Source organism: Dickeya poaceiphila, assembly GCF_007858975.2.
GTDB lineage: Bacteria > Pseudomonadota > Gammaproteobacteria > Enterobacterales > Enterobacteriaceae > Dickeya > Dickeya poaceiphila.
Genome location: NZ_CP042220.2, coordinates 1,038,152 through 1,062,386 on the forward strand (window position 1 = coordinate 1,038,152; position 24,235 = coordinate 1,062,386).

Below are 24,235 nucleotides of genomic sequence, written 5' to 3' on the forward strand. Positions count from 1 at the left end.
ATGTTACATTATAACAATTCAAGCTTTTCATGGCGTTGGGTAAGCTGCCTGCTATTGACCATGGTAGCGGTATCCGGCCCGGCGTCGGCGCATCCGCACAGTTTTATCGATATGAAAACCACCGTGGAAGGGAAAGACGACCAGATAACCGGATTACGTATGAACTGGACTATGGACCCTATCACCTCTGCCGATTTGCTGTACGACGCAGGCAATGCCGCCAAAGATTCCGAAGTGTGGAAGAAACTGGCTGCTGACGTTATGGCGAATGTGCTGGGGCAACATTACTTTACTGATATCTACCGGGATGGAAAGCCGGTGAAATATCAGTCGCTACCAACGGAGTATCACCTTTCTCGTGCCGGTAACAAAGCGGTGCTGGAATTTGTGCTGCCGCTGGCTCACCCGCAGCCGCTGGCGGGCGCGCCGTTACTGATTTCCACTTATGATCCCACCTATTTCGTCGATATGTCCTATAACGATGACAACGCGATTCAGCTCAGCGCTGCGCTGGCCTCGCGCTGTAAAACTACGCTGAAGACGCCAAAACCTGATGCGTCGCTTCAGTCTTATGCGCTGTCGTTGGATAAAAACGCTAAACCCTCTCAGGACATGGAGCTAGGAAAACAGTTCGCTCAACAGGTTACGCTGCAATGTCAGTAAACCGTTCGCTTGTCTCCCGACATTACTTGTGCTGGTGGCCGCTGGTACTGTTTTTAGTGCTGCTCGGCATGGCCGCATGGCAGGCGCTGGTCTGGTGGCCGTCGATTCTGCTGCAAAGTATTGAATGGCAGAGAATGCTGCATCAGCAGATGTCGGATTTGATGGAGCAGGTGCGAGCCAGGCCCCATCAGGCAGGCTGGACGCTGGTGATGTTCAGTTTGGTGTACGGTGTATTACATGCAATTGGTCCCGGTCACGGTAAGGTGGTGATCGCCACCTATCTGGCGACCCACCCGTCCCGGCTGAAAAGCAGCCTGCAACTGACGTTTGCCTCTGCGCTGTTGCAAGGGGGAATGGCGGTGGTGCTGGTGACCGTGGTGCTGGCGGTATTGCAGCTTTCCAGCCGGGCTTTGCACATCGGTAGTTTCTGGATGGAGAAAAGTAGCTTTGTGCTGGTGACAGTGCTAGGAGGCTGGTTGTGTCTGCGCGCATGTCGGCGCTTGCTGGCGTCACTCTTCCCTCGTGCCAGGCCACGTATCCATTCGTTAACGCCGCTTGATGCGCCGGTGTCCGGCATCCCGTTGATGTCGACAGCTATGCGCCATCACCATGAAGAACAGTGCGGTTGTGGTCATCAGCATGTACCCGCAGCGGATACGCTTAACCACAGTGATGGCTGGCGCACCCGCCTGATGATCGTGCTGGCGATGGGGCTGCGCCCCTGTTCCGGTGCGATACTGGTGTTGTTGTTCGCTAAAGTGCTGGATGTGTTTGTCTGGGGGGTGATCTCCGCTCTGACCATGGCGTTGGGGACGGCGTTTACCGTTTCGCTGTTGGGGGTGGCGGTGCTGTTTTGTCGTCGTCAACTGGAACGGTTAAGCCGTACCAGTACCGCTTCCCGTTGGCAACCGCTGCTCTGGTCGGCCTTGTCGCTGGCGGGCGGTATGACACTGGCCTTCGCCGGCATTGTACTTTATCTCACCACGCAACCCGATGTTATGGGCGGAATCCGACCATTGATGGGGTAAAGACAATTGTTTGGTTAATAAAAAATGTCTGGTTAATAGAAAAACGCCCCGGCCTGTACATGCCGGGGGCGTTTTTAGGTTGTTACCGACAGAGGGTTTTACAGTCTTGGTTCCGTCACCAATCCGTCAATCATTACCTGTGGAATACCGCGTGAACAGCGTTCGATGCGGCCACGCACACCGTACACCTGTGCCAGATTGCCTTCGTTGATTACCTCGGCAGGCGCGCCATCGGCAATCAGTTTGCCATCTTTAAGCATCAGTACATGGTCGCCATGACGCAGCGCGATATTGATGTCATGCACGACCACTACCGTCACGATATTGCGCTTGCGGGTTTCCTGACGGACCAGATCCATAACATGGAACTGGTAATTGAGGTCGAGCGCGCTGAGCGGTTCGTCCAGCAATAACAGTGAGGGTTGACGGATCAGCGATTGTGCCAATCCGACTAACTGCTTCTGACCACCGGAGAGCTGGTCCAGATAACTCATCGCCAGATGCGAAATGCCCAGCTGTCTGAGCAGCGTCAGTACGTCGTCTTCACTGTAGATGTGGTGCAAACCGCCGGATGCTCGTTGGGCGACGATAATCGATTCCAGCACGTGAAGATGCACCCCGGCAGGCAACGATTGCGGAAGATACACCACTTTTTCCGCTCGTTTGGCAAACGGCAGCTGCATCAGGTTGACGTCATCCAACAGCAGTTCGCCTTGCGCTTGCCCCAGGCCGGCCAGGGCGCGCAGTAGCGTTGATTTACCGCTGCCGTTAGGTCCAAGCAGTACGGTGATCTTACCGCGCGGCAGCAGCGGTACCGACAGGTCGTTAATGATGGTTCGTCTGGGGTAGCCCGCAGAAAAATGGGAAATCGCCAGTCCGTTGTGACTCATACGTTCCCCCGGTTACGCAGAATGATACTGAGGAAGAAAGGAACCCCTACCAGCGAGGTCACAATCCCTACCGGAATGATGACCCCAGGCAGCAGATTTTTAGAGGCAACAGATGCCAGCGACAGCACCAGTGCGCCTGTCAGCGCGCTGGCAGGTAGATAAAAACGGTGGTCTTCGCCGAAAATTATACGGGCGATATGCGGGGCAACCAGACCGATAAAACCAATCGGCCCGACGAACGCGACCGATAGAGCCGACAGGAAACTGATGCGCAGCAACGTTGCCAGACGCAGACGACGTACGTTGATACCAAAGCTGATGGCGCGATCTTCACCTAAACGTAGCGCAGTGAGTTTCCATGAACTCATCATGGACAACGGCATCACCACAGCCAGTACTGCCAGCAAAATGCCGAGCTTTTGCCAGGATGAGCGCGCCAGGCTGCCCATGGTCCAAAATACCAGCCCTTGCAGCGTATCTTCGTTGGCGACGAACTGCAGCATCGACACCAGCGCGTTAAAGGTAAACACCAGTGCAATCCCGAACAACACCACGCCGGAGGTTGCCACCTTGGTCCAGCGAGTGATGCCGTCCAGCAGCAGTGCTGCCAGCAGCGCGAACAGGAAGGCGTTGGCCGAAATGAACCATTGCGCCGGAACGCCAGGAATACCGATCCCCAAGACAATTGCCAGCGCCGCACCAAATGCCGCGGCGGAGGAGACGCCTAACGTAAATGGGCTTGCCAGCGGGTTATTCAGGATGGTTTGCATCTCTGCGCCAGCCAACCCCAGCGCCAGACCGACCACCACCGCCATCAGGGCATACGGCAGACGGATGTCCCAGACGATGACGCGACTGCCGGCATCCGCGTTAGCGGGGTCGGTCAGCGTTTGCCACAGTACATTCAACGGCAGGCCGGAAGGGCCGAGTACAAAGTCCAACAGCAGAGAGGCGACAATCGCCACGATCAACACCGCCATTATTACCAGCCGATGGCGGATGACGTGTCGATAATCGATTATCGCGCTGTTTTCAGCTGTGCTGACACGGCTGATAGGGGATTCGGTGGTTACACTCATAGGTTACCTGGCCAGTTTACTAGCAAACACAAAGTTGTTGTCAGGCAAGGTAGTAAAGTGGCGAACAATATAGTGGTAGGTATCGTCCGGGTTCAGAGTGCTGAACTGCTTTGGATACACCGCTTTGGCCAGATACTCCATGCCGACGATGTTATACGGATGATTATAGAAATGATGGTAAACCCCATAGACCTGACCGGCTTTGATGGCGGGAACCTGATCGATGCCGGTACGGCTTAACAGCGCGTTGGCTTTTTCCTGAATATCGCTGCCGCTGGCACCATAACCGAACGGCAAAATTTTGCTGGTGCCGTTGCCGCGTTTGGAGCCGGTCATGATATAGGTATCGGGTTTTTCGCTGATCACTTTTTCCAGTGCAACAAAACCGGATGCGCCCGGCAACAGATCAGAACCGATGTTTTTCACACCGATGGCTTCCAGTAGACCACCCCAGCCGTTGTGAGCATGGGTAAAGCAGCAGGCGTCGGAGTTGCCGGCGATAGGCTCAATGAACACGGTGGGTTTGGTCGTGATACCTGCGGTTGCTTTTTGGATGTCGCCAACGTGTTGACGGTAAAAGTCGGTATAGGCTTTGGCGTTTTCTTCGCGGTTTAATACTTTACCAAGCAAATCAACACTGGGGGCGGTGTTTTGCGCCGGGTTGATTTCATAATCTACAAATACCAATGGAATGTGCAGCGCATTCAGTTTGCTGATCACGCCATTTTCCATCAGGGAGGGTTTGGCGCGCAGTTGAGCAATCATCAGATCCGGTTTTTTAGCCAGAATACTTTCCAGCTCCACGTCGCCTTTGTCGCTAAAGCCCATGTCCAGAATGCTTTCAGATTGTGGCCATTTGCTTTTCAGCAAGTCCCAGGTGGCGGTGTCCTGTTTTTTAGGCAGATTGTTCCAGGCAACCAGACGCTGGAACGGATTATCACGATCCAGCAGCGCCATGGCCATGATATCGCGGCCATCCTGCAACACAATGCGTTGAGGTTCCTGCGTGATGGTGACGCTTTGTCCGGCGATATCAGTAATATTGAGGGGGTATTGGGTGGCGAAACTGGTGAAGGAGGTCGTCAGTGTGGTAGCCAGCAAAATATGACGCCATGATTTATTTAACATAATGCTTCCTGTCATTAACCGCTGCGTGTCGGGGATAACCCCAAAATGAACGAATGAGTCTAATAATTATTATCATATAAGATTGAGATTTCGCTCAACAGGGCTGAGTTGTAAAGAAAAATAACAATAAGGGCATATCTGATTGACATGCCCATAGACTGGCTTAGCGCTTGAGTGCGTCGCTCAGTTGATCGCGGATGGTGGAGAGAAGGGATTTCACTACGCGTGGGTTACCCGCGACAATGTTGCCGGAAGCGATGTAGTTATGACCGCCGACGAAGTCGGTAACGATGCCGCCGGCTTCACGTACCAGCAGTTCGCCACCGGCGAAGTCCCACGGTTTCAGGCCGATTTCAAAAAAGCCATCTACGCGGCCTGCTGCCACATAGGCCAGATCAAGTGCGGCGGAACCGGTGCGGCGGAAGTCGGCACACTGACTGAACAAGGCTTCCAGCACACGCAGGTAGCTGGCGCTGTGCTGTTTGTGTTTGAACGGAAAGCCAGTCGCAAGAATTGTGCCGTCCAGATCGCGGGCATTACTGCCGCGCAGACGGTAACCATTCAACTGAGCACCCTGACCACGGGTGGCAGTAAACAGTTCGTTACGCATTGGATCGTAGACAACGGCGACTTCGGTGCGGCCTTTAACGCGAACCGCGATAGATACGGCAAAATGAGGGAGACGTTTAAGGAAATTGGTGGTGCCATCCAGGGGATCGATAACCCATTGTACGTCCTGATCCTCGCCAACCAGCTCGCCACATTCTTCACCAATGATGGTGTGCTGCGGGTAGGCTTTGCGGATTACCTCGATAATCAGGCGTTCTGCATCGCGGTCAACGTTAGTGACAAAATCGTTACTGCCTTTTTGGCTGGCCTCAACGGCGTCAGGCGTTTCATAGTTTTTAGCTATCAGGTTGCCGCCTTTGCGCGCTGCGCGCACGGCGATGTTAAGCATCGGATGCATGGTATCGTCCACAAGAATGTTAAAGAACAGAAAACGGCGCAAAGTATAGCAGATAGCAGGAGAAAGGGAAAACAGAGAAGTTTGTGTTAACATACGTCGGTTTCCCGTTTTGTATGACAGAGTCCGCATGTTACAGAATATACGCATTGTGCTGGTGGAGACTTCACATACCGGCAATATGGGGTCAACGGCCAGAGCAATGAAAACCATGGGCCTGACTAATCTATGGCTGGTCAATCCACTGGTTAAGCCTGATTCACAAGCCATTTCGTTGTCTGCTGGCGCCAGTGATGTGATTGGCAACGCCACCATTGTTGATACGCTCGATCAGGCGCTGGAAGGCTGTGGCCTGGTTGTAGGCACCAGCGCTCGTTCCCGAACGCTACCCTGGCCGATGCTGGAGCCGCGTGAATGCGGCGTACGCAGTATTCAGGAAGCGCAACACGCGCCGGTGGCAATTGTGTTTGGCCGCGAACGCGTGGGGTTAACGAATGAGGAACTGCAAAAATGCCACTATCATGTGGCGATTCCCGCTAATCCGGAGTACAGCTCACTGAATCTGGCGATGGCGGTGCAGATCCTGTCTTATGAGCTCCGTGTCGCCTGGCTGGACAGCCAGCAGCAGGGCGAATCCGCGCATAAGGAAAGCCCGTATCCGCTGGTGGATGATCTGGAGCGTTTTTATCAACATCTGGAAGAGACGTTGCTGTATACCGGTTTCATTCGTCAGGCTCATCAGGGGCAGGTGATGAATAAGCTGCGGCGGCTGTTTACCCGCGCCCGTCCAGAAAGTCAGGAACTCAATATTTTGCGTGGCATGTTGAGCGCTATCACGAAAACAGCCTCATCAGAAAAATCACAGGATAACAAACCACAGGGTAATAGTTGAGTTATTTACTCAGTTAAATAGTTGACTAAAACACTCAGGAATGTCAGACTCATGACTGTGCTATGTATACTTGATTCATAATACTTGTCTTAATAATACATGTTTATCTTACGGATACCACTAACATGAGACTGACATCTAAAGGCCGCTACGCCGTTACCGCCATGCTTGATGTGGCGTTGCATTCAAAAGAAGGCCCGGTTCCATTGGCGGACATCTCTGAACGTCAGGGTATTTCGCTTTCTTATCTGGAACAGCTATTTTCTCGCCTGCGCAAACATGGGCTGGTTGCCAGTGTGCGTGGCCCAGGCGGCGGTTATCTGTTGGGGAAAGACTCTAGCGAAATTGCCGTCGGCTCAGTCATCTCTGCTGTGGATGAGTCTGTGGATGCCACCCGTTGTCAGGGGAAAGAAGGGTGTCAGGGCGGTGATCGTTGCCTGACTCATACGCTGTGGCGTGATTTGAGTGATCGCATCAGCGAGTTTCTCAATAACATCACCCTGGATGAACTGGTTAGCAATAAAGAAGTTCTGGACGTCGCAGATCGTCAGGATGCTGACGTGCGTCGTACTACCAACGGACGCATACAAGAAACTATTAACGTCAACTTGCGTGCCTGAAAGAAAAAAGAACGAAACGCCTTGAACGTTTTGAAGTGATGTACGGAGTTTAAGAGCAATGAAGTTACCCATTTATCTGGATTATTCCGCTACGACGCCGGTCGATCCGCGTGTGGCTGAAAAAATGATGCAGTTTCTGACCCTGGACGGCACGTTCGGCAACCCGGCCTCGCGCTCTCACCGTTTTGGCTGGCAGGCGGAGGAGGCGGTGGATATCGCCCGTAATCAGATAGCTGAATTGGTTGGCGCAGATCCGCGAGAGATCGTGTTTACTTCCGGTGCCACCGAATCGAACAATCTGGCTATCAAGGGCGCGGCGAATTTCTACCAGAAGAAAGGCAAGCACATCATCACCAGCAAGACAGAACACAAAGCTGTGCTGGATACCTGCCGTCAGCTTGAGCGCGAAGGGTTTGAAGTGACTTACCTGGCGCCGCAGCGTAACGGCATCATTGATCTGAAAGAATTAGAAGCGGCTATGCGCGATGACACCATTGTGGTGTCGATTATGCATGTGAATAACGAAATCGGCGTGGTGCAGGATATCGCCACCATTGGCGAAATGTGCCGTAGCCGCGGCATTATTTTCCATGTCGATGCCACCCAGAGCGTGGGTAAATTGCCGATTGATCTTAGCCAGTTTAAAGTCGATCTGATGTCTTTCTCTGGTCACAAGATTTATGGCCCGAAAGGGATTGGCGCGCTGTATGTGCGTCGTAAACCGCGCGTACGTATCGAAGCGCAGATGCACGGCGGCGGCCACGAACGTGGTATGCGTTCCGGCACCCTGCCGGTGCATCAGATTGTAGGGATGGGGGAAGCCTACCGCATCGCCAAAGAAGAGATGGCTGAAGAAGCCGTACGTCTGCGTACCCTGCGTGATCGCCTGTGGAACGGTATTAACGATATCGAAGAAGTTTACCTGAACGGTGATTTGGACCAGGGCGCACCGAATATCCTGAACGTTAGCTTCAACTATGTGGAAGGTGAATCGCTGATCATGGCGTTGAAAGATCTGGCGGTTTCCTCTGGTTCGGCCTGTACCTCCGCCAGTCTGGAGCCTTCCTATGTGCTGCGTGCGTTGGGAATGAACGATGAACTGGCGCACAGTTCCATCCGTTTCTCACTGGGCCGCTTTACCACTGAAGAAGAAATTGACTACACCATCGATCTGGTTCGTAAATCCATTGGCCGTCTGCGCGACTTGTCCCCGCTGTGGGAAATGTTCAAACAGGGCGTGGATATCAGCAGCATCGAATGGGCGCATCATTAATTTGCAGGAATCGGGACGTATATTATGGCTTACAGCGAAAAAGTAATTGATCACTATGAAAACCCGCGTAATGTCGGCTCGTTTGATTCGTCGGATCCGAGCATCGGCAGCGGTATGGTGGGGGCGCCAGCCTGCGGCGACGTGATGAAACTGCAAATCAAGGTTAATGACCAGGGAATCATCGAAGATGCCCGTTTTAAAACCTATGGTTGCGGTTCCGCCATCGCCTCCAGTTCGCTGGTGACCGAGTGGGTGAAAGGCAAAAGTCTGAACGAGGCTGAATCCATTAAAAACACCCAGATCGCCGAAGAGTTGGAATTGCCGCCAGTGAAAATTCACTGCTCCATTCTGGCAGAAGACGCTATCAAGGCCGCCATCGCCGACTACAAGAGTAAACGTGGCGACAAATAACAGGCAGATGAAGTAGAGGTTTGCTATGTCGATTTCCCTGAGCGACAGTGCTGCGCAACGTGTAAATACTTTTATGGCCAATCGCGGCAAAGGTATCGGTTTGCGTTTGGGTGTAAGAACATCCGGTTGTTCCGGTATGGCGTATGTGCTGGAGTTTGTTGATGAATTGAACACCGATGATGTGGTGTTTGAAGACAAGGGCGTGAAGGTCATTATTGATGGCAAAAGCCTGGTTTACCTTGATGGCACCGAGTTGGATTTCGTCAAGGAAGGGCTGAACGAAGGCTTTAAATTCAATAACCCTAACGTTTCCAGCGAGTGCGGTTGCGGTGAAAGCTTTAATGTCTGATCAAGGCGTTATGTCTGATTAAGACGTTAATGTCTGATCGTTGGCCGGTCTGTTGACTGGTTTCCGCTGTGTTGTGTGTTTCAGCATGGTTTATTGCGGCATATAACGCGGCGGAGGCGCACCAATTGGTGAACTCAGAGCACACTATGGATTACTTTGCTTTATTCGGGCTGCCGATTCGCTATAACGTGGATGGCAGCCTGCTTGCTTCCCGGTTTCAGGAACTGCAGCGTCAGTTTCATCCTGACCGCTTTGCCGCCAGCTCGGAACGCGAACGCGTGATGGCGCTACAACAGGCTGCGACCATCAATAATGCCTATCAGGTGCTGAAGCATCCGCTGAAACGTGCAGAGTATATGCTATCTTTGCACGGCTTCGATTTGAGCAGCGAACAGCATACGCTCCGTGATACCGCATTCCTGATGGAGCAGATGGAACTGCGTGAGGAACTGGATGAAATTGAACGTCATCCGGATGCGGAAACCGTGCTGGAGGCATTTGCGCAGCGCCTGCAGGAGATGATCCGCCAGCGTAGCGAGCAGATGCAGCGCGAGCTGGATGCGGAATCCTGGTCAGAAGCAGCGGATACGGTACGTAAACTACGTTTTTTGGATCGGATCCGGCAGCAGGCTGAACAACTCGAAGAACAATTGCTGGAACGATAAGTAAAATTCAATCTGGCGGGACCGTTGTGGCCGTGTGGCTGACTGCATCGGTTCTGCCTGCCAATTGATGGAATCTCAATATGGCCTTATTACAAATCAGTGAGCCAGGGCTGAGTGCGGAACCGCATCAGCGCCGTCTGGCTGTCGGGATTGATCTGGGAACGACTCATTCTCTGGTCGCCACTGTTCGCAGTGGTGAGACACAGACATTGCCCGACCACAACGGGCGTCACTTGTTGCCGTCAGTTGTTCATTACACAGCAGATGGGTATACCGTTGGTTGGGAGGCTCGCCAGCAGGCAACTGCCGATCCGGTCAATACGGTCAGCTCCGTCAAGCGATTGATGGGGCGTTCGCTTTCCGATATTCGTCAACGGTATCCCCATTTACCTTATCGGCTGGAAGCCAGTGAGAACGGGCTGCCGGTATTGCAGACCTCCAGTGGTCCGCGTAACCCGATTCAGATATCGGCTGACATTTTGTCAGCGCTGACCCGGCGTGCCGAAGAGGCGCTGAATGGGCAGCCTGATGGTGTGGTGATCACCGTGCCGGCCTATTTTGATGATGCCCAGCGTCAAGGCACCAAAGATGCGGCTCGTCTGGCCGGCCTGCATGTGCTGCGGCTGCTTAACGAACCGACCGCGGCAGCGATTGCCTACGGACTGGACTCTGGTCAGGAAGGCGTGATCGCGGTGTATGACTTGGGCGGTGGCACCTTTGATATTTCGATCCTGCGTCTTAGCCGCGGGGTATTCGAAGTGCTGGCTACCGGCGGTGATTCCGCGCTGGGCGGTGATGATTTCGACCATTTGTTGGTCGAGTGGATTCGTGAGCAAGCTGGGATCACTGTGCGTGATGATCATCACTTGCAGCAGGCATTGCTTGATACCGCCATCCAGACCAAGATTGCCCTGAGCAATGCGCAACGTGTGCCGGTTTCGGTCGTGGGCTGGCAAGGCGATATTACTCGTGATCAGTTCAACACCTTGATTGCGCCATTGGTAAAACGCACGCTGTTGTCTTGCCGTCGCTCGTTGAAAGATGCGGGTGTAGAGCTGGATGAGGTGAAAGAAGTGGTGATGGTCGGCGGCTCCACTCGCGTGCCATTGGTACGTGAGAAGGTAGGCGAATTCTTTGGCCGCACGCCGTTAACCTCTATCGACCCGGACAAAGTGGTGGCTATCGGTGCAGCGATTCAGGCCGATATTCTGGTGGGCAACAAACCCGACAGTGAAATGTTGCTGCTGGATGTGATTCCGCTGTCGCTGGGCCTGGAAACCATGGGCGGGCTGGTCGAGAAAGTGATTCCGCGTAATACCACGATTCCGGTGGCGCGTGCGCAGGAGTTCACTACCTTCAAAGATGGCCAGACCGCGATGATGATCCATGTATTGCAGGGCGAGCGCGAACTGGTACAGGATTGCCGTTCGCTTGGGCGTTTCACATTGCGTGGTATTCCTGCGATGCCTGCTGGCGGCGCACATATCCGAGTGACGTTTCAGGTAGACGCAGACGGGTTGCTGAGCGTGACGGCGATGGAAAAATCCACCGGGGTGGAAGCGTCCATTCAGGTGAAGCCCTCTTATGGTCTGAGCGACGATGAAATCGCTACCATGATTACCGACTCCATGCAGAACGCCCAGAGCGACATGAGTGCCCGCAGGCTGGCTGAGCAGCGCGTGGAAGCGACGCGTGTGTTGGAAAGCCTCAACAGCGCGCTGGCGACGGATGCCACCTTACTGAGCAATGACGAGCGGGCGGAAATCGACGCTGCCTGTCTTGAGCTGCAGCAGGCCGCACAGCAAACTGACGCCTCAGCCATTGAGGCGGCAATTAAAAAATTAGATCAACAAACCCAGGAATTCGCTGCCCGCAGGATGGATGAGTCTATCCGCCGCGCGTTGGCGGGGCATTCCGTGGACGAGGTATAACATGCCCAAGATTGTTTTTCTGCCGCATCAGGACTTGTGTCCGGAAGGGGCGGTGTTGGAAGCGAATAGTGGTGAAACTATTCTGGACGTGGCACTGCGCAACGGTATTGAAATTGAACATGCCTGCGAAAAATCCTGTGCCTGTACCACTTGCCATTGCATTGTCCGGGAAGGGTTTGATTCGTTGCCGGAAAGCACTGAAGATGAAGACGACATGCTGGACAAAGCTTGGGGGCTGGAGCCGGAAAGCCGACTGGGTTGTCAGGCGCGCATTACCGATGAAGATCTGGTGGTGGAAATTCCGCGTTATACCATTAACCATGCGCGCGAGCATTGACGGAGTAACTTATGGGATTGAAGTGGACCGATAGCCGTGAAATCGGTGAGGCGTTGTACGATCTGTATCCTGATACTGACCCGAAAACCGTGCGTTTTACCGACTTGCACCGTTGGATTTGCGAGCTGGATGAGTTTGATGATGAGCCTGAGGCATCAAACGAGAAAATTTTGGAAGCGATCCTGCTGGTATGGCTGGACGAAGCCGAGTAACGGAACTGATCAACGGGCTGCCTTGGGGTGGCCCGTTTTCTCTTTTTTATCGTGGCGATAACGGGCTGATAATAACAAAGCCCAATCTGGAGTAGATGTATGACAACTGAAGCGATGCTGATTACCCTTTCCCATCAGCCAGCGGACGCACGCTGGGGTGAGAAAGCCTCGTTAACCGCCAATGAGCAGGGATTTACCATTCATTTGTCCGGCGACAAGCCGCAGACCATTATTCAGCGTGCGGCCCGCAAAATCGACGGGCAGGGCATCAAACACGTTAAACTGGCGGGCGAAGGCTGGGATCTGGAAAGCAGTTGGGCATTCTGGCAAGGGTATCGCAGGCCGAAGGGCAAGCGCACGGTGGAGTGGGCTACATTACCAGAGTCACAGCAGCAGGAGCTGGAACGCCGCCTTAAGATCGTTGACTGGGTACGCGATACCATCAATCTGCCGGCGGAAGATTTGGGTCCAGAGCAACTGGCTACCCGTGCTATCGATCTGCTGTGCAGCGTGGCGGGGGAAGCAATTTCCTATCGCATTACCAAAGGCGAAGATCTGCGTGAGCAGAATTACGCCGGCCTGCATACCGTAGGACGCGGTTCCGAACGTTCGCCGGTATTGCTGGCACTGGATTATAACCCGACCGGCAAGGCTGATGCGCCGGTGTTGGCCTGTCTGGTTGGTAAAGGCATCACCTTTGATACCGGCGGCTACAGTCTCAAGGGCAGCAGCTTCATGGATTCCATGAAGTCTGATATGGGCGGCGCGGCGCTGGCGACCGGCGCGCTGGCGATGGCTGCGGCTCGCGGTCTGCAGCAGCGCGTGAAACTGTATCTGTGCTGTGCTGACAACATGGTCAGCGGCAATGCGTTTCGTCTGGGCGATATCATTCGCTATCGCAATGGTAAAACCGTTGAAGTCATGAATACCGATGCCGAAGGGCGTTTGGTGCTGGCCGATGGCCTGATTGACGCCTGCGAGCAGAATCCGCAGTGGATTGTTGACTGCGCGACCCTGACCGGGGCAGCTAAAACGGCACTGGGTAATGATTACCACGCGCTGTTCAGCTTTGACGATGCAATGATTGACTCGCTGATGGACAGTGCTCGCCGCGAAGGTGAGCCGTTCTGGCGTCTGCCGTTGGAAGAGTTCCATCGCCAGCATTTGCCGTCTAACTTCGCTGAGCTAAATAACGTTGCTGGCGCGGCGCATACCGCAGGAGCCAGCTCGGCTGCGGCGTTCCTGTCTCACTTTGTGAAAAACTATCAGCAAGGTTGGCTGCATATTGACTGTTCTGCCACCTACCGCAAGTCGGCGGTGGATCAGTGGTCTGCCGGTGCAACCGGTCTTGGCGTGCGCACACTGGCCGATTTTCTGCTAAGTAAAGCGGGTTGAGTTGTCTATAGGCTGGCAAATGATGTGACAACAGGGAACAGCGGTTCCCTGTTGTCGTTATATTAATTGCTAACGTTCAGCGTCGTTGCCGTATGCAATATCAGGCAACGTTAAGCGTTGAGGAGAGTTATGGAGTTTTCACCCCACAATCGGCTGGAAGAGGTGTTAAAGCTGGCTGCATCGGAACCGGCACACCGGCCTGAGTTTTTCAGCGAACTGCTGGAGGCGACGGTGTATGTGTTGGGTCACAGCGAAGACGTGATGTCTGGCGAAAACAGCCTGCAGGCGGACAGTGAGCTGCAATTGCAGCATTGGGAAAAACCGGACGGTGATTCCGCTATCCCGTTTTTCTCTTCGCTGGAAGCATTGCAACTGGCTGTGACCAGCGAACAGGCATTTCTGGCATTACCCGCCAGAACGCTGTTCGATATCACCCGCGGCGCCACGTTGTTTTTGAACCCGAAGCTGCCGTATGGCAAAGAATTTCTGCCCCAGGAGATTGAACATGTGTTATCCGGTGAGGGTAGCGGCCTGGTACAACAGCATATTCTGGATGGCGATACCGAACTAAAAATCGGTATTCCAACTGAGATGCCGACACAGATGATTGATTCTCTGACTCAGTTGTTCAGTAAGCACCGCAACGTCAAACGGGCGTTTCTGGCGCAGATTCAGGAGCCAGATGAAGAACAACCGCATTTGCTGATTGGTCTGGATGTGTATGGCGATGATCTGGACGAGTTGATTCAGGCTGCCGGATCGGTGGCGACCGATACTCAGCCGGATGACCGCCCGATCGATATTTGTCTGGTGAATAACGAAGAACCCGGCATTAGCCACTTTTTAATTTGCCATACTACGCCGTTTTATGAGCGCAAATGGGGCAGTTTCCTGCGCGAGTTCAAAAATAGCGGTCAGGCATAACAGACTGTCAATAAACGCATGGTAAGTAAAAACGGCACAGGCGGGTTTGCCTTGTGCCGTTTTTTTACTGGCCCATCACGCAGTGTGGCGGGGCGGATAATCAACCGGTGATGACAGGTACATCATCGCGCGCGCCCCATTCGCTCCATGAACCGTCGTAGAGTGAAACCTGAGGAGCATTGAGCACAAACAGCGCCAGCATTACCACTGATGCTGTGACTCCAGAACCACAACTGGCGACAATCGGGCGTTGAATATCGACCCCGGCCTGATGAAAGAGAGTAGCCAATTCGTCTGCCGATTTTAGCGCGCCATTTTCAACCAGCAAGGTCCAGGGGACATTAAAACTCCCCGGAATATGGCCGCGTCGCAGCCCTGGCCGTGGCTCATCCACCTCCCCAAGAAAGCGCGGCGCAGGGCGGGCATCAACAATCTGCTCGTCACCCGTGCGACAAAGGAGCAACACCTCATCCAGCGAGCGGATAGCGCCAGCGGCAGGTGTTTTGGCGTTAAATACCTGAGCGGTCGGCGATACATCACCGTGTTCCAACGGTAACCCTTGCTGCTTCCAGCCTGCCAGACCACCACTGAGGAGAGAAATGCGCGAAGCACCCACCAGCCGTAGCATCCACCAGGCACGTGGTGCGGAAAACAAGTTGCCTTCATCGTAAATCACCAGATGCTGCTGTTCGCTCAGCCCCAGCTTGCCCAATGCATCAGCAAAGGTAGCGAGATCTGGCATCATATGCGGCAGCGAGGTCTGGTGGTCTGAGAGGGACTCGATATCAAAAAATACAGCACCTGGCAGATGCTCCGCACGATATTCGGCGGTGATATCGCGCGTATCGTTGCCTACCGGCAACATGCGGGCGTCAATCAAAGCGATATCAGCATCATGACGATGCGTATTCAACCAGGATGCGCTAACGAACAGTTCGACGGCAGATGATGTAGACATAAAATCTCTCCATGTGAGCCGATTATTCGGCTCCGAATGCGACAATATTCTTAATGCGACAATGTTCTTAATGTGACCATGTATGGCATTGTCTGGAATATCTTTGCCCTGAGCAAGACATCTGCGTTGATGCCGTGCGGGACCCACTCTGTTATATCGGTACAGGCCAATAGGCTAAATTTTTTTTACGAAAATGTTATTTTCCTGATGGGAAAGTCATGGCGGTGCCTCTATAATCTGCGCCACTTTGCACGGGCTGGTATTATAATTTTTCTAACCAGCTGTTATGACATGTTATTGGATGAGGCCACTATGACGGTAGAACGTACCTTCTCTATTATCAAACCAAACGCAGTTGCCAAAAACGCTATCGGTGCGATTTACGCCCGTTTCGAAAGCGCGGGTTTCACCATTATTGCCTCTAAAATGCTGCACCTGAGCCGTGAACAGGCAGAAGGTTTCTACGCCGAGCATAAAGGCAAACCGTTTTTTGACGGTCTGGTGGATTTTATGACCTCCGGCCCGATCATGGTGCAGGTGTTGCAGGCGGAAAACGCCGTACAGCGTAACCGCGATATCATGGGTGCCACCAACCCGGCCAACGCCCTGGCGGGTACATTGCGTGCCGATTATGCCGACAGTTTCACGGCGAATGCGGTGCACGGCTCTGATTCTATCGAGTCTGCTGAGCGTGAAATCGCTTACTTCTTCAGTGCGGACGAAATTTTCCCTCGTACTCGTTAATGTTGGCGAAACACCGCCTTCCCCGGTAAAAAATGCGGCTGAGGTAGCGCAGGTGTTATAAAATTTGTACAATGCCGCGCCCTGGGTGAGCACGTTCTCGGCCAGGGCGTTTTCTTTATCCGTATCCCTTTCGCGCCATAACGTGTAACAACGAGGCCATGAGTCAATTTATGTCTGAGCAAACCCTATCTCCCGTCGTGGCTATGTCCGACGCTATCGCCGTTGCCGCCAACAGCAATGAAAAAATCAACCTTCTGGATTTCAACCGTCAGCAAATGCGGGCTTTTTTTGCTGAATTGGGGGAAAAGCCGTTCCGTGCCGATCAGGTCATGAAATGGATCTATCATTACTGTTGTGATGATTTTAACCAGATGACCGACCTTAATAAGGTGCTACGTGGCAAGTTACAGGCGATAGCGGAAATTCGGGCGCCGGAGGTGGTTGATGAGCAACGCTCTTCTGACGGCACCATCAAGTGGGCGATTCTGGTTGACGGGCAGCGTGTGGAAACGGTGTACATTCCGGAAGAGGACCGCGCCACACTGTGCGTTTCATCACAGGTTGGGTGTGCGCTGGAGTGCAAATTCTGTTCTACGGCGCAGCAGGGTTTTAATCGCAACCTGCGTGTATCCGAAATTATCGGGCAGGTATGGCGTGCGGCGAAAATTATCGGTGCCGCTAAAGTGACAGGGCAGCGTCCTATCACCAACGTGGTGATGATGGGAATGGGCGAACCACTGCTGAATCTGACCAATGTAGTACCGGCGATGGAAATCATGCTTGATGATTTTGGTTTTGGCCTGTCCAAACGCCGCGTTACGCTGTCGACTTCCGGTGTGGTGCCAGCGTTGGATAAACTCGGCGACATGATCGATGTGGCGCTGGCAATTTCCCTACATGCGCCGAACGATGAAATTCGTAACGAAATCATGCCGATCAACAAAAAGTATGATATCGAAACCTTTCTGGCAGCAGTGCGTCGCTATCTGGAGAAATCCAATGCCAATCAAGGGCGCGTAACCGTGGAATATGTGATGCTGGATCACATCAACGACGGTACTGAACATGCTCATCAGTTGGCCGAATGTCTCAAAGATACGCCGTGCAAGATCAACCTGATCCCCTGGAACCCGTTCCCCGGAGCGCCTTATGGTCGCAGTTCCAATAGTCGGGTTGATCGCTTTTCCAAGGTGTTGATGGAGTACGGTTTCACGACCATTGTACGTAAAACCCGTGGCGATGATATTGATGCTGCCTGTGGTCAGTTGGCGGGTGAAGTGGTTGATCGTACTAAGCGTACGCTGAAGAAAAAGATGCAACGCGACACGATTGCGATAAAAAGCGTCTGAAAGTGATGTTAAATCAACCTGTTTTCTTAGGAAAGCAGGTGATAAATACGGTTTCGGGGCTTATCATACGGTAAGACTGTTGATGGCCTTCCGGCAACCATTCTGAACATGCTGTTATATCTGGCAAGCTGTCACGGGTGGTAGATTGCGGTAACATGTCACGGATTTGACGAGCCATGATGGCGCGTGTAGTAAGGAGTATCAGGGATGAAACGAATGTTGCTGGGTATGGTCACAGGTATAGCGCTGGTTGCCGATATAACGTTATTGACCGGATGCGCACAAACGCCGTCGAAGCCGGTTAGCTCTGCGGCGGCACAGACGCGATTACAACTGGGGCTGGAGTATCTGGCCCGTAATAATCTTGATGCCGCGCGTGATAATCTGCAAAAAGCAGAGCAACTTGCGCCGGATGATTACCGGATTCAGTTGGGAATGGCGCTGTATGAACAGCGTATTGGTGAGAACCAGGCTGCTGAAAAACGTTATCGTCGCCTGTTGCAACAGGCGCCCGCCAACGGCGGTGTAATGAATAATTACGGTGCGTTTCTCTGCGGTTTAGGGCAGTATGTAGCGGCACAACAGCAGTTCGCCGCTGCCGTGCAACTCCCTGATTACCATCAAGTTGCCGATGCACTTGAGAATGCAGGATATTGTTTTTTCAAGGCCGGGCAGCCAAATGAGGCAGGTCAGTGGCTCAGTCGTGCGTTGAGGTACGATCCCGCTAAAGGAAACCGGCTTCTGGCGCAAGCGGATAGTCATTTTACCGCTGGCCACTATGATCAGGCGCGATTGCTCCTGAGTATTTATCAGTCACAGCTTGCGGCAAACGCCGAAAGTTTGTGGCTACAGATTCGTTTCGCCGCGCTGGCGGGTCATCATGACGAGGTAAAACGTTATGGCGGATTGCTGGCGCAACGTTTTCCACAATCCAAACAGTACCAGCAGTTCTTAGCTAATGAATACTGAAGCCACTCAAGATAATACTGCAGCAACGATGATGACCCCTGGCGAACGTTTGCGTGAGGCGCGTGAGCAGTTGGGATTGACGCAACAGGTTGTTGCAGAACGGTTATGTCTCAAATTATCAACCGTTCGTGAAATAGAAGATAACAATACGCCCGCTGGTCTTGCTCCTACTTTTCTTCGCGGTTACATCCGCTCTTATGCCCGACTGGTTCACCTCCCTGAAGATGAATTATTGCCGATGCTGGAAAAGCAGGTTGTGCCAAGCCGTGTCTCCAACGTGGCACCCATGCAGAGAATGGCATTGGGTAAAAGCCGTAAGAAACGTGATGGTTGGCTGATGTTGTTTACCTGGCTGATTTTGCTTGGCGTATTGGGCCTGACGGTGGCCTGGTGGTGGCAGAATCATCAGGCGCAACAGCAGGAAATAAATTCAATGGTGGATCACGCCAACGCGTCGCAAGGCCATAAAGATGAGCAGGCCGTCGATGTTAACAGTGATCCGGAACCGGTAGATACGGATGAACATGCTGCGAATGCGCCAACCGGCAACGGGCAGCCTATCGATCTTCATTCACCTGCTGCTGCACCGTCGCAGCCAGTGGTTTCCTCGCCTGCCGCACCAACGGCGAATACGTCAACGGTAGCCAATCCTGCGGCTCAGTCTCCGGTACAGGCTTCCGGACAGCCGTTGCTGGATCAGTCGGCTACCGCGCCGGCCAGTGCTGCCCCAGCGGCTGACGTTTCCGCCGTGTCGGGGGCGATTGTGATGCGTTTTACAGCGGACTGCTGGCTGGAAGTTGTCGATGCAACAGGCAAGAAACTGTTCAGCGGCGTACAGCGTACCGGGAGTGTGTTAAATTTGACAGGTCAGGCGCCGTACCGGTTAAAGATCGGGGCGCCAGGCTCGGTACAGGTTGAGTTTCAGGGCAAACCGGTGGACTTAAGTCGGTTTGTCAAGAGCCATCAGGTGGCTCGTATTACGCTGACGGCTGAGTAACCGTGCCGTCGCGTTGGTCATTGTGGAGAAGAAGTGATGCATAATCCCGCACCCATCAACCGCCGTAAATCAACCCGGATTTACGTCGGCAAGGTGCCCGTTGGTGATGGCGCACCGATTGCAGTGCAGTCTATGACCAATACCCGCACTACCGATGTTGATGCCACTGTCAGGCAGATCAAGTCGTTGGAACGGGTTGGCGTGGATATCGTGCGCGTTTCGGTGCCGACCATGGATGCCGCCGAGGCATTTCGTCTGATTAAACAACAAGTGGATGTACCGCTGGTGGCGGATATCCATTTTGACTACCGTATTGCGTTGAAAGTGGCGGAATACGGCGTTGATTGTCTGCGTATCAATCCCGGCAATATCGGTAGTGAAGAGCGTATTCGTTCGGTAGTCGATTGTGCGCGTGACAAAAATATTCCGATCCGAATTGGCGTTAATGCGGGTTCACTGGAAAAGGATCTGCAGGAAAAGTATGGCGAGCCGACGCCGGAAGCGTTGCTGGAGTCCGCCATGCGCCATGTGGATATCCTTGATCGCCTCAATTTCCATTCCTTCAAGGTGAGCGTTAAAGCATCGGACGTGTTTCTGGCGGTGCAGTCTTATCGCTTGCTGGCGTCCCGTATCGATCAGCCATTGCATCTGGGCATTACTGAAGCCGGTGGTGCGCGTAGCGGTGCGGTGAAATCTGCCATTGGCCTTGGATTACTGCTCTCTGAAGGTATCGGCGATACCTTGCGGGTTTCGCTGGCGGCTGATCCGGTAGAAGAGGTCAAGGTTGGCTTCGATATTCTCAAGTCGCTGCGCATCCGCTCCCGCGGCATCAACTTCATTGCCTGCCCGACCTGCTCACGCCAGGAATTTGACGTTATTGGTACCGTGAACGCGCTGGAACAGCGGCTGGAAGATATCATCACGCCGATGGATGTGTCGATTATCGGTTGTGTGGTGAATGGGCCGGGGGAAGCGCTGGTATCGACGCTGGGTGTGACCGGTGGCAACAAGAAGAGTGGTTTTTACGAAGACGGTGTTCGTCAGAAAGAGCGCTTTGACAACGATGATATGATCGATCAGTTGGAAGCTAAGATTCGCGCCAAGGCGTCTATGCTGGATGAAACACAGCGTATAGCCGTCAATATGGTGGAGAAGTGAACCCGCTAGCCTGGATGCTGTCCGGCACGAATTCCTGAATTGAAGCGCCCGATGGTAGCGGCAACGACATTGAAGGCATGGCGTCGTTGCTCCTATAATCGGGTCTATTTTTTAACAGCGCATTACTTTCTGAAAACGCATAGAGAACTGACGTGGCAAAGAATATTCAAGCCATCCGTGGCATGAACGACTGCCTGCCAGCCGAAACGGCATTGTGGCAGCGTATTGAAGACAGCCTGAAACAGGTGCTCCGCGGCTACGGTTATAGTGAAATCCGCACGCCGCTCGTTGAGCAGACTTCGCTGTTTAAACGTGCAATCGGCGAAGTGACCGATGTCGTTGAAAAGGAAATGTACACATTTGAGGACCGCAACGGCGACAGCCTGACCTTGCGTCCCGAAGGCACGGCGGGGTGCGTCCGCGCCGGTATTGAGCACGGTATTTTGTACAATCAGGAGCAGCGGTTGTGGTATACCGGTCCGATGTTCCGTCATGAGCGTCCGCAGAAGGGGCGCTATCGCCAGTTCCATCAGTTGGGTTGCGAAGTGTTTGGTCTGAAAGGGCCGGATGTGGATGCGGAAATGATTCTGATGACCGCCCGCTGGTGGCGTGTGCTGGGGATTGATCAGCATGTCAATCTGGAGCTGAACTCTATCGGTTCTTTAGATGCCCGCGCCCGCTACCGCGAAGCGCTGATTGCCTTCCTTGAACAACACAAAGATCAACTGGATGAGGACTGTCTGCGCCGCATGTATACCAATCCGCTGCGTGTGCTTGACTCGAAGAATGCTCAGGTACAGGCATTGCTGGATAATGCACCGGTGCTGACCGATTATCTGGATGATGATTCTCGCGCGCATTTCGATGAATTGTGTGAACTTTTAACCCAGTCCGGTATCCCATATAAGGTTAATCCGCGGCTGGTTCGCGGGCTGGACTATTACAACCGGACCGTTTTCGAGTGGGTCACCAGTAGCCTTGGGTCTCAGGGAACCGTGTGTGGTGGCGGTCGTTATGACGGCATGGTTGAGCAGCTTGGCGGTTCCAGTACGCCGGCGGTCGGTTTTGGCATGGGGCTGGAACGCCTGGTGTTGCTGGTGCAAACGGTTAATCCGACATTTGCCGTGCAGCCGGGGGTTGATGCGTATCTGATTTCATCGGGTGCAGGTACGCAACATGCGGCGATTCAACTGGCTGAAAAATTGCGTGATGCGCTGCCGCAACTGAAATTGATGACCAACTACGGCGGTGGTAATTTCAAGAAACAGTTTGCCCGTGCGGATAAGAGCGGGGCGCGGGTTGCGTTGGTGCTGGGAGAAACTGAAGTGGCTGCCGGGCAGGTGGTGGTGAAAAATCTGACCAGCGGCGAGCAGGAAACCCTGGCTCAAGCGGATGTAGCGGCGCGTCTGGCGGCGTTACTGAATTAAGGAGAAAGGCAGCGTGGAAGTCTATACCACTGAAAATGAACAAGTTGAGGTAATTCGCCGCTTCTTTGTTGAGAATGGCAAGGCGTTGGCTATCGGTGTGGTGCTGGGTATTGGCGCCCTGGTTGGCTGGCGTTTCTGGCAAAACCATCAGGAAAGTAGCGCAATGGCGGCTTCCGCTGCTTATCAGCAAGTGACTGAAGCTCTGTCTGCTGGTAAGTCGGAAGGCGTCGCCAGCGCTGAAAAGTTTGTTGCTGGCGATCATGGCAATTATGGTGCGTTGGCTTCACTGGCGTTGGCGCACCAGTTCGTTGAAAAGAATGATATCGCCAAAGCCGAACAGCAGCTCCGTCAGGCGCTGAGCCAAACCAAAGATGGTGATTTGCAGGCGTTGATCAATTTGCGTCTGGCTCGCGTGCTGTTACAGCAGAAGAAGCCGGATGAGGCGCTGAAAACGCTTGATGCTATCAAGCTGGAAGGATGGGCGGCGATGGTGGCTGATGTTCGCGGTGATGTGCTGGCGAGCAAAGGTGATAATCAAGGCGCGCGTGATGCTTACAGCAAAGGCATGGCGGCGAAACCTTCTCAGGGGCTGCAATCCCTGTTGCGAATCAAACTGAACAATCTTCCCAGCTAAGAGGGACTTCATGCAACTGCGTAAAACACTTTTGGTCGGACTGGTTTCTGTCACCCTGCTGAGCGGCTGTTCGCTGTTTGACCGTGAGGAGGATGTGGTCAAAATGTCTCCTCTGCCGCAGGTGACTAACCAGTTTACGCCCACCAAAGCCTGGAGTCGCTCCGTTGGAAGCGGTACTGGTGAGTTCTACTCCAACTTGCATCCAACCTGGCAGGATAACCGCGTATATGCCGCTGATCGTCATGGCACGGTAAAGGCGCTGGATCTCAATAGCGGCGAAGAGAAGTGGCGAGCCGATCTGGCGGAGAAAACCGGTCTGTTGTCCAGTAATCTCCCGGCGTTGTTGTCGGGGGGCGTTTCCGTGTCGGGCAACCATGTTTATGTGGGGAGTGAACGAGCGCAGCTTTTTGCCCTGAATGCTGACGACGGTACTTTGCAGTGGCAGACCAAGGTGGCAGGCGAGGTGCTATCCAGCCCGGTGGTCAGTGATGGCGTGGTGATTATTCATACCGGCAATGGTATGTTGCAGGCGCTCAGCGAATCTGACGGTACCATCAAATGGACGGTGAATCTGGATATGCCTGCGTTGTCGTTGCGCGGCGAGTCTGCGCCGACCACCGCGTTTGGCGCCGCGATTGTCGGTGGCGACAACGGGCGTGTCAGTGCGGTGATGATTAATCAAGGGCAATTGATCTGGCAGCAACGTATCTCTCAGCCGGGTGGAGCGACTGAAATCGCTCGTCTGAACGATGTTGACACTACGCCGGTTGTTGCTGGCAACGTAGTGTATGCGCTGGGATATAACGGTAACCTGACCGCACTGGATCTGCGTTCCGGGCAGATTACCTGGAAGCGTGAGATTGGGTCGGTAAACGATTTTATTGTTGATGGTGATCGTATTTATCTGGTGGATCAGGATGATCGTATCACGGCGCTGAATACCAATGGCGGCGTAGTGATTTGGCGACAGGGAGACTTGTTGCACCGCAACCTGACTGCACCTGCGCTATATAACGGATATCTGGTCGTCGGCGATGCTGAAGGTTATATGCATTGGGTGAATACTACTGACGGTCGTTTTGTGGTTCAGCAGAAAGTGGATGGTTCTGGTTTGCTGAGTAAACCGTTGGTTGCCAGCGACAAGCTGCTGATACAGGCCAAGGGTGGCGAGGTTTACGCCTTTACCCGTTAACCGCTTCGCATGATCGGGGCAAACGGTGAATCCCTTGTCCCTGCAA

General features: G+C 53.4%; 26 protein-coding genes. 21 read left to right on the forward strand and 5 right to left on the reverse strand.

Annotated features, from left to right (window positions below; all coding sequences use genetic code 11):
* Complete coding sequence (locus Dpoa569_RS04615) at positions 1-663, forward strand: DUF1007 family protein (RefSeq protein ID WP_042872123.1); 663 nt, start codon at positions 1-3, stop codon at positions 661-663.
* Positions 654-1,691, forward strand: a complete 1,038-nt coding sequence (locus Dpoa569_RS04620; RefSeq protein ID WP_042872122.1) for a nickel/cobalt transporter — start codon at positions 654-656, stop codon at positions 1,689-1,691. The genes Dpoa569_RS04615 and Dpoa569_RS04620 overlap by 10 nt, the downstream gene beginning before the upstream one ends.
* Positions 1,692-1,789: 98 nt before the next feature.
* Here Dpoa569_RS04620 and Dpoa569_RS04625 read toward each other — a convergent pair whose 3' ends face one another.
* The 4 genes from Dpoa569_RS04625 to suhB all read right to left on the reverse strand — a co-directional run bounded on the left by Dpoa569_RS04625 (position 1,790) and on the right by suhB (position 5,755).
* Positions 1,790-2,581, reverse strand: a complete 792-nt coding sequence (locus tag Dpoa569_RS04625; RefSeq protein ID WP_146411099.1) for an ABC transporter ATP-binding protein — start codon at positions 2,579-2,581, stop codon at positions 1,790-1,792.
* Positions 2,578-3,660: a FecCD family ABC transporter permease gene (locus tag Dpoa569_RS04630; protein WP_042872120.1), complete on the reverse strand. Its 1,083-nt coding sequence runs from the start codon at positions 3,658-3,660 to the stop codon at positions 2,578-2,580. Before Dpoa569_RS04630 ends, Dpoa569_RS04625 begins: the two co-directional genes overlap by 4 nt.
* A 3-nt stretch (positions 3,661-3,663) precedes the next feature.
* Positions 3,664-4,788, reverse strand: coding sequence for an ABC transporter substrate-binding protein (locus Dpoa569_RS04635; RefSeq protein WP_042872117.1), 1,125 nt, complete (start codon positions 4,786-4,788; stop codon positions 3,664-3,666).
* Positions 4,789-4,951: 163 nt separating this feature from the next.
* Positions 4,952-5,755 carry an inositol-1-monophosphatase gene (suhB, locus tag Dpoa569_RS04640; RefSeq protein ID WP_042874041.1) on the reverse strand — a complete coding sequence of 268 codons (804 nt, stop codon included), beginning with the start codon at positions 5,753-5,755 and terminating at the stop codon, positions 4,952-4,954.
* A gap of 127 nt (positions 5,756-5,882) precedes the next feature.
* Between suhB and trmJ the strand changes: the two genes are divergently transcribed.
* The 11 genes from trmJ (at position 5,883) to sseB (ending at position 14,761) form a co-directional block, all read left to right on the forward strand.
* Positions 5,883-6,644, forward strand: coding sequence for a tRNA (cytosine(32)/uridine(32)-2'-O)-methyltransferase TrmJ (trmJ, locus tag Dpoa569_RS04645; RefSeq protein ID WP_042872114.1), 762 nt, complete (start codon positions 5,883-5,885; stop codon positions 6,642-6,644).
* A gap of 125 nt (positions 6,645-6,769) precedes the next feature.
* A complete protein-coding gene (iscR, locus tag Dpoa569_RS04650) occupies positions 6,770-7,264 on the forward strand; it encodes a Fe-S cluster assembly transcriptional regulator IscR (protein WP_042872112.1) in 495 nt (164 codons plus the stop codon).
* A 58-nt stretch (positions 7,265-7,322) separates the two neighbouring features.
* A complete protein-coding gene (iscS, locus tag Dpoa569_RS04655; RefSeq protein ID WP_042872110.1) occupies positions 7,323-8,537 on the forward strand; it encodes a cysteine desulfurase in 1,215 nt (404 codons plus the stop codon).
* A 24-nt stretch (positions 8,538-8,561) separates the two neighbouring features.
* Positions 8,562-8,948, forward strand: coding sequence for a Fe-S cluster assembly scaffold IscU (gene iscU / locus Dpoa569_RS04660; protein WP_042872108.1), 387 nt, complete (start codon positions 8,562-8,564; stop codon positions 8,946-8,948).
* Positions 8,949-8,973: 25 nt separating this feature from the next.
* Complete coding sequence (gene iscA / locus Dpoa569_RS04665; RefSeq protein ID WP_042872106.1) at positions 8,974-9,297, forward strand: iron-sulfur cluster assembly protein IscA; 324 nt, start codon at positions 8,974-8,976, stop codon at positions 9,295-9,297.
* 146 nt (positions 9,298-9,443) lie between these two features.
* Positions 9,444-9,962, forward strand: coding sequence for a co-chaperone HscB (gene hscB, locus Dpoa569_RS04670; protein ID WP_042874040.1), 519 nt, complete (start codon positions 9,444-9,446; stop codon positions 9,960-9,962).
* Between the two features lie 80 nt (positions 9,963-10,042).
* Complete coding sequence (gene hscA, locus Dpoa569_RS04675; RefSeq protein ID WP_042872104.1) at positions 10,043-11,893, forward strand: Fe-S protein assembly chaperone HscA; 1,851 nt, start codon at positions 10,043-10,045, stop codon at positions 11,891-11,893.
* Position 11,894: 1 nt separating this feature from the next.
* Positions 11,895-12,230 carry an ISC system 2Fe-2S type ferredoxin gene (fdx, locus tag Dpoa569_RS04680; protein WP_012768859.1) on the forward strand — a complete coding sequence of 112 codons (336 nt, stop codon included), beginning with the start codon at positions 11,895-11,897 and terminating at the stop codon, positions 12,228-12,230.
* 11 nt (positions 12,231-12,241) lie between these two features.
* Positions 12,242-12,442, forward strand: a complete 201-nt coding sequence (gene iscX / locus Dpoa569_RS04685; protein ID WP_012768860.1) for a Fe-S cluster assembly protein IscX — start codon at positions 12,242-12,244, stop codon at positions 12,440-12,442.
* Positions 12,443-12,541: 99 nt separating this feature from the next.
* Positions 12,542-13,837 carry an aminopeptidase PepB gene (gene pepB / locus Dpoa569_RS04690; protein WP_146411103.1) on the forward strand — a complete coding sequence of 432 codons (1,296 nt, stop codon included), beginning with the start codon at positions 12,542-12,544 and terminating at the stop codon, positions 13,835-13,837.
* A 129-nt stretch (positions 13,838-13,966) separates the two neighbouring features.
* Positions 13,967-14,761: an enhanced serine sensitivity protein SseB gene (gene sseB, locus Dpoa569_RS04695; RefSeq protein WP_042872102.1), complete on the forward strand. Its 795-nt coding sequence runs from the start codon at positions 13,967-13,969 to the stop codon at positions 14,759-14,761.
* Between the two features lie 100 nt (positions 14,762-14,861).
* Here sseB and sseA read toward each other — a convergent pair whose 3' ends face one another.
* On the reverse strand, positions 14,862-15,719 hold the full coding sequence (gene sseA / locus Dpoa569_RS04700) for a 3-mercaptopyruvate sulfurtransferase (RefSeq protein ID WP_042872100.1): 858 nt from the start codon (positions 15,717-15,719) through the stop codon (positions 14,862-14,864).
* Positions 15,720-16,031: 312 nt separating this feature from the next.
* On the opposite strand from sseA, the gene ndk reads away from it, so the two are divergent.
* From ndk to bamB, 8 genes are all read left to right on the forward strand, one after another.
* Complete coding sequence (gene ndk / locus Dpoa569_RS04705) at positions 16,032-16,463, forward strand: nucleoside-diphosphate kinase (protein ID WP_042874039.1); 432 nt, start codon at positions 16,032-16,034, stop codon at positions 16,461-16,463.
* Positions 16,464-16,633: 170 nt separating this feature from the next.
* A complete protein-coding gene (locus Dpoa569_RS04710) occupies positions 16,634-17,812 on the forward strand; it encodes a bifunctional tRNA (adenosine(37)-C2)-methyltransferase TrmG/ribosomal RNA large subunit methyltransferase RlmN (protein WP_042872098.1) in 1,179 nt (392 codons plus the stop codon).
* Between the two features lie 207 nt (positions 17,813-18,019).
* Positions 18,020-18,781, forward strand: coding sequence for a type IV pilus biogenesis/stability protein PilW (pilW, locus tag Dpoa569_RS04715; protein WP_128569768.1), 762 nt, complete (start codon positions 18,020-18,022; stop codon positions 18,779-18,781).
* On the forward strand, positions 18,771-19,778 hold the full coding sequence (gene rodZ / locus Dpoa569_RS04720) for a cytoskeleton protein RodZ (RefSeq protein ID WP_042872096.1): 1,008 nt from the start codon (positions 18,771-18,773) through the stop codon (positions 19,776-19,778). The genes pilW and rodZ overlap by 11 nt, the downstream gene beginning before the upstream one ends.
* 36 nt (positions 19,779-19,814) lie before the next feature.
* The gene (ispG, locus tag Dpoa569_RS04725) at positions 19,815-20,936 is read left to right on the forward strand and encodes a flavodoxin-dependent (E)-4-hydroxy-3-methylbut-2-enyl-diphosphate synthase (protein WP_042872093.1); all 1,122 of its coding nucleotides are present in this window, start codon (positions 19,815-19,817) and stop codon (positions 20,934-20,936) included.
* A 152-nt stretch (positions 20,937-21,088) separates the two neighbouring features.
* A complete protein-coding gene (gene hisS / locus Dpoa569_RS04730; protein ID WP_042872091.1) occupies positions 21,089-22,363 on the forward strand; it encodes a histidine--tRNA ligase in 1,275 nt (424 codons plus the stop codon).
* A 13-nt stretch (positions 22,364-22,376) separates the two neighbouring features.
* Complete coding sequence (locus tag Dpoa569_RS04735) at positions 22,377-22,997, forward strand: YfgM family protein (RefSeq protein ID WP_042872089.1); 621 nt, start codon at positions 22,377-22,379, stop codon at positions 22,995-22,997.
* 10 nt (positions 22,998-23,007) lie between these two features.
* A complete protein-coding gene (gene bamB / locus Dpoa569_RS04740) occupies positions 23,008-24,189 on the forward strand; it encodes an outer membrane protein assembly factor BamB (RefSeq protein WP_042872087.1) in 1,182 nt (393 codons plus the stop codon).
* The last annotated feature ends 46 nt before the right edge of the window (positions 24,190-24,235 follow it).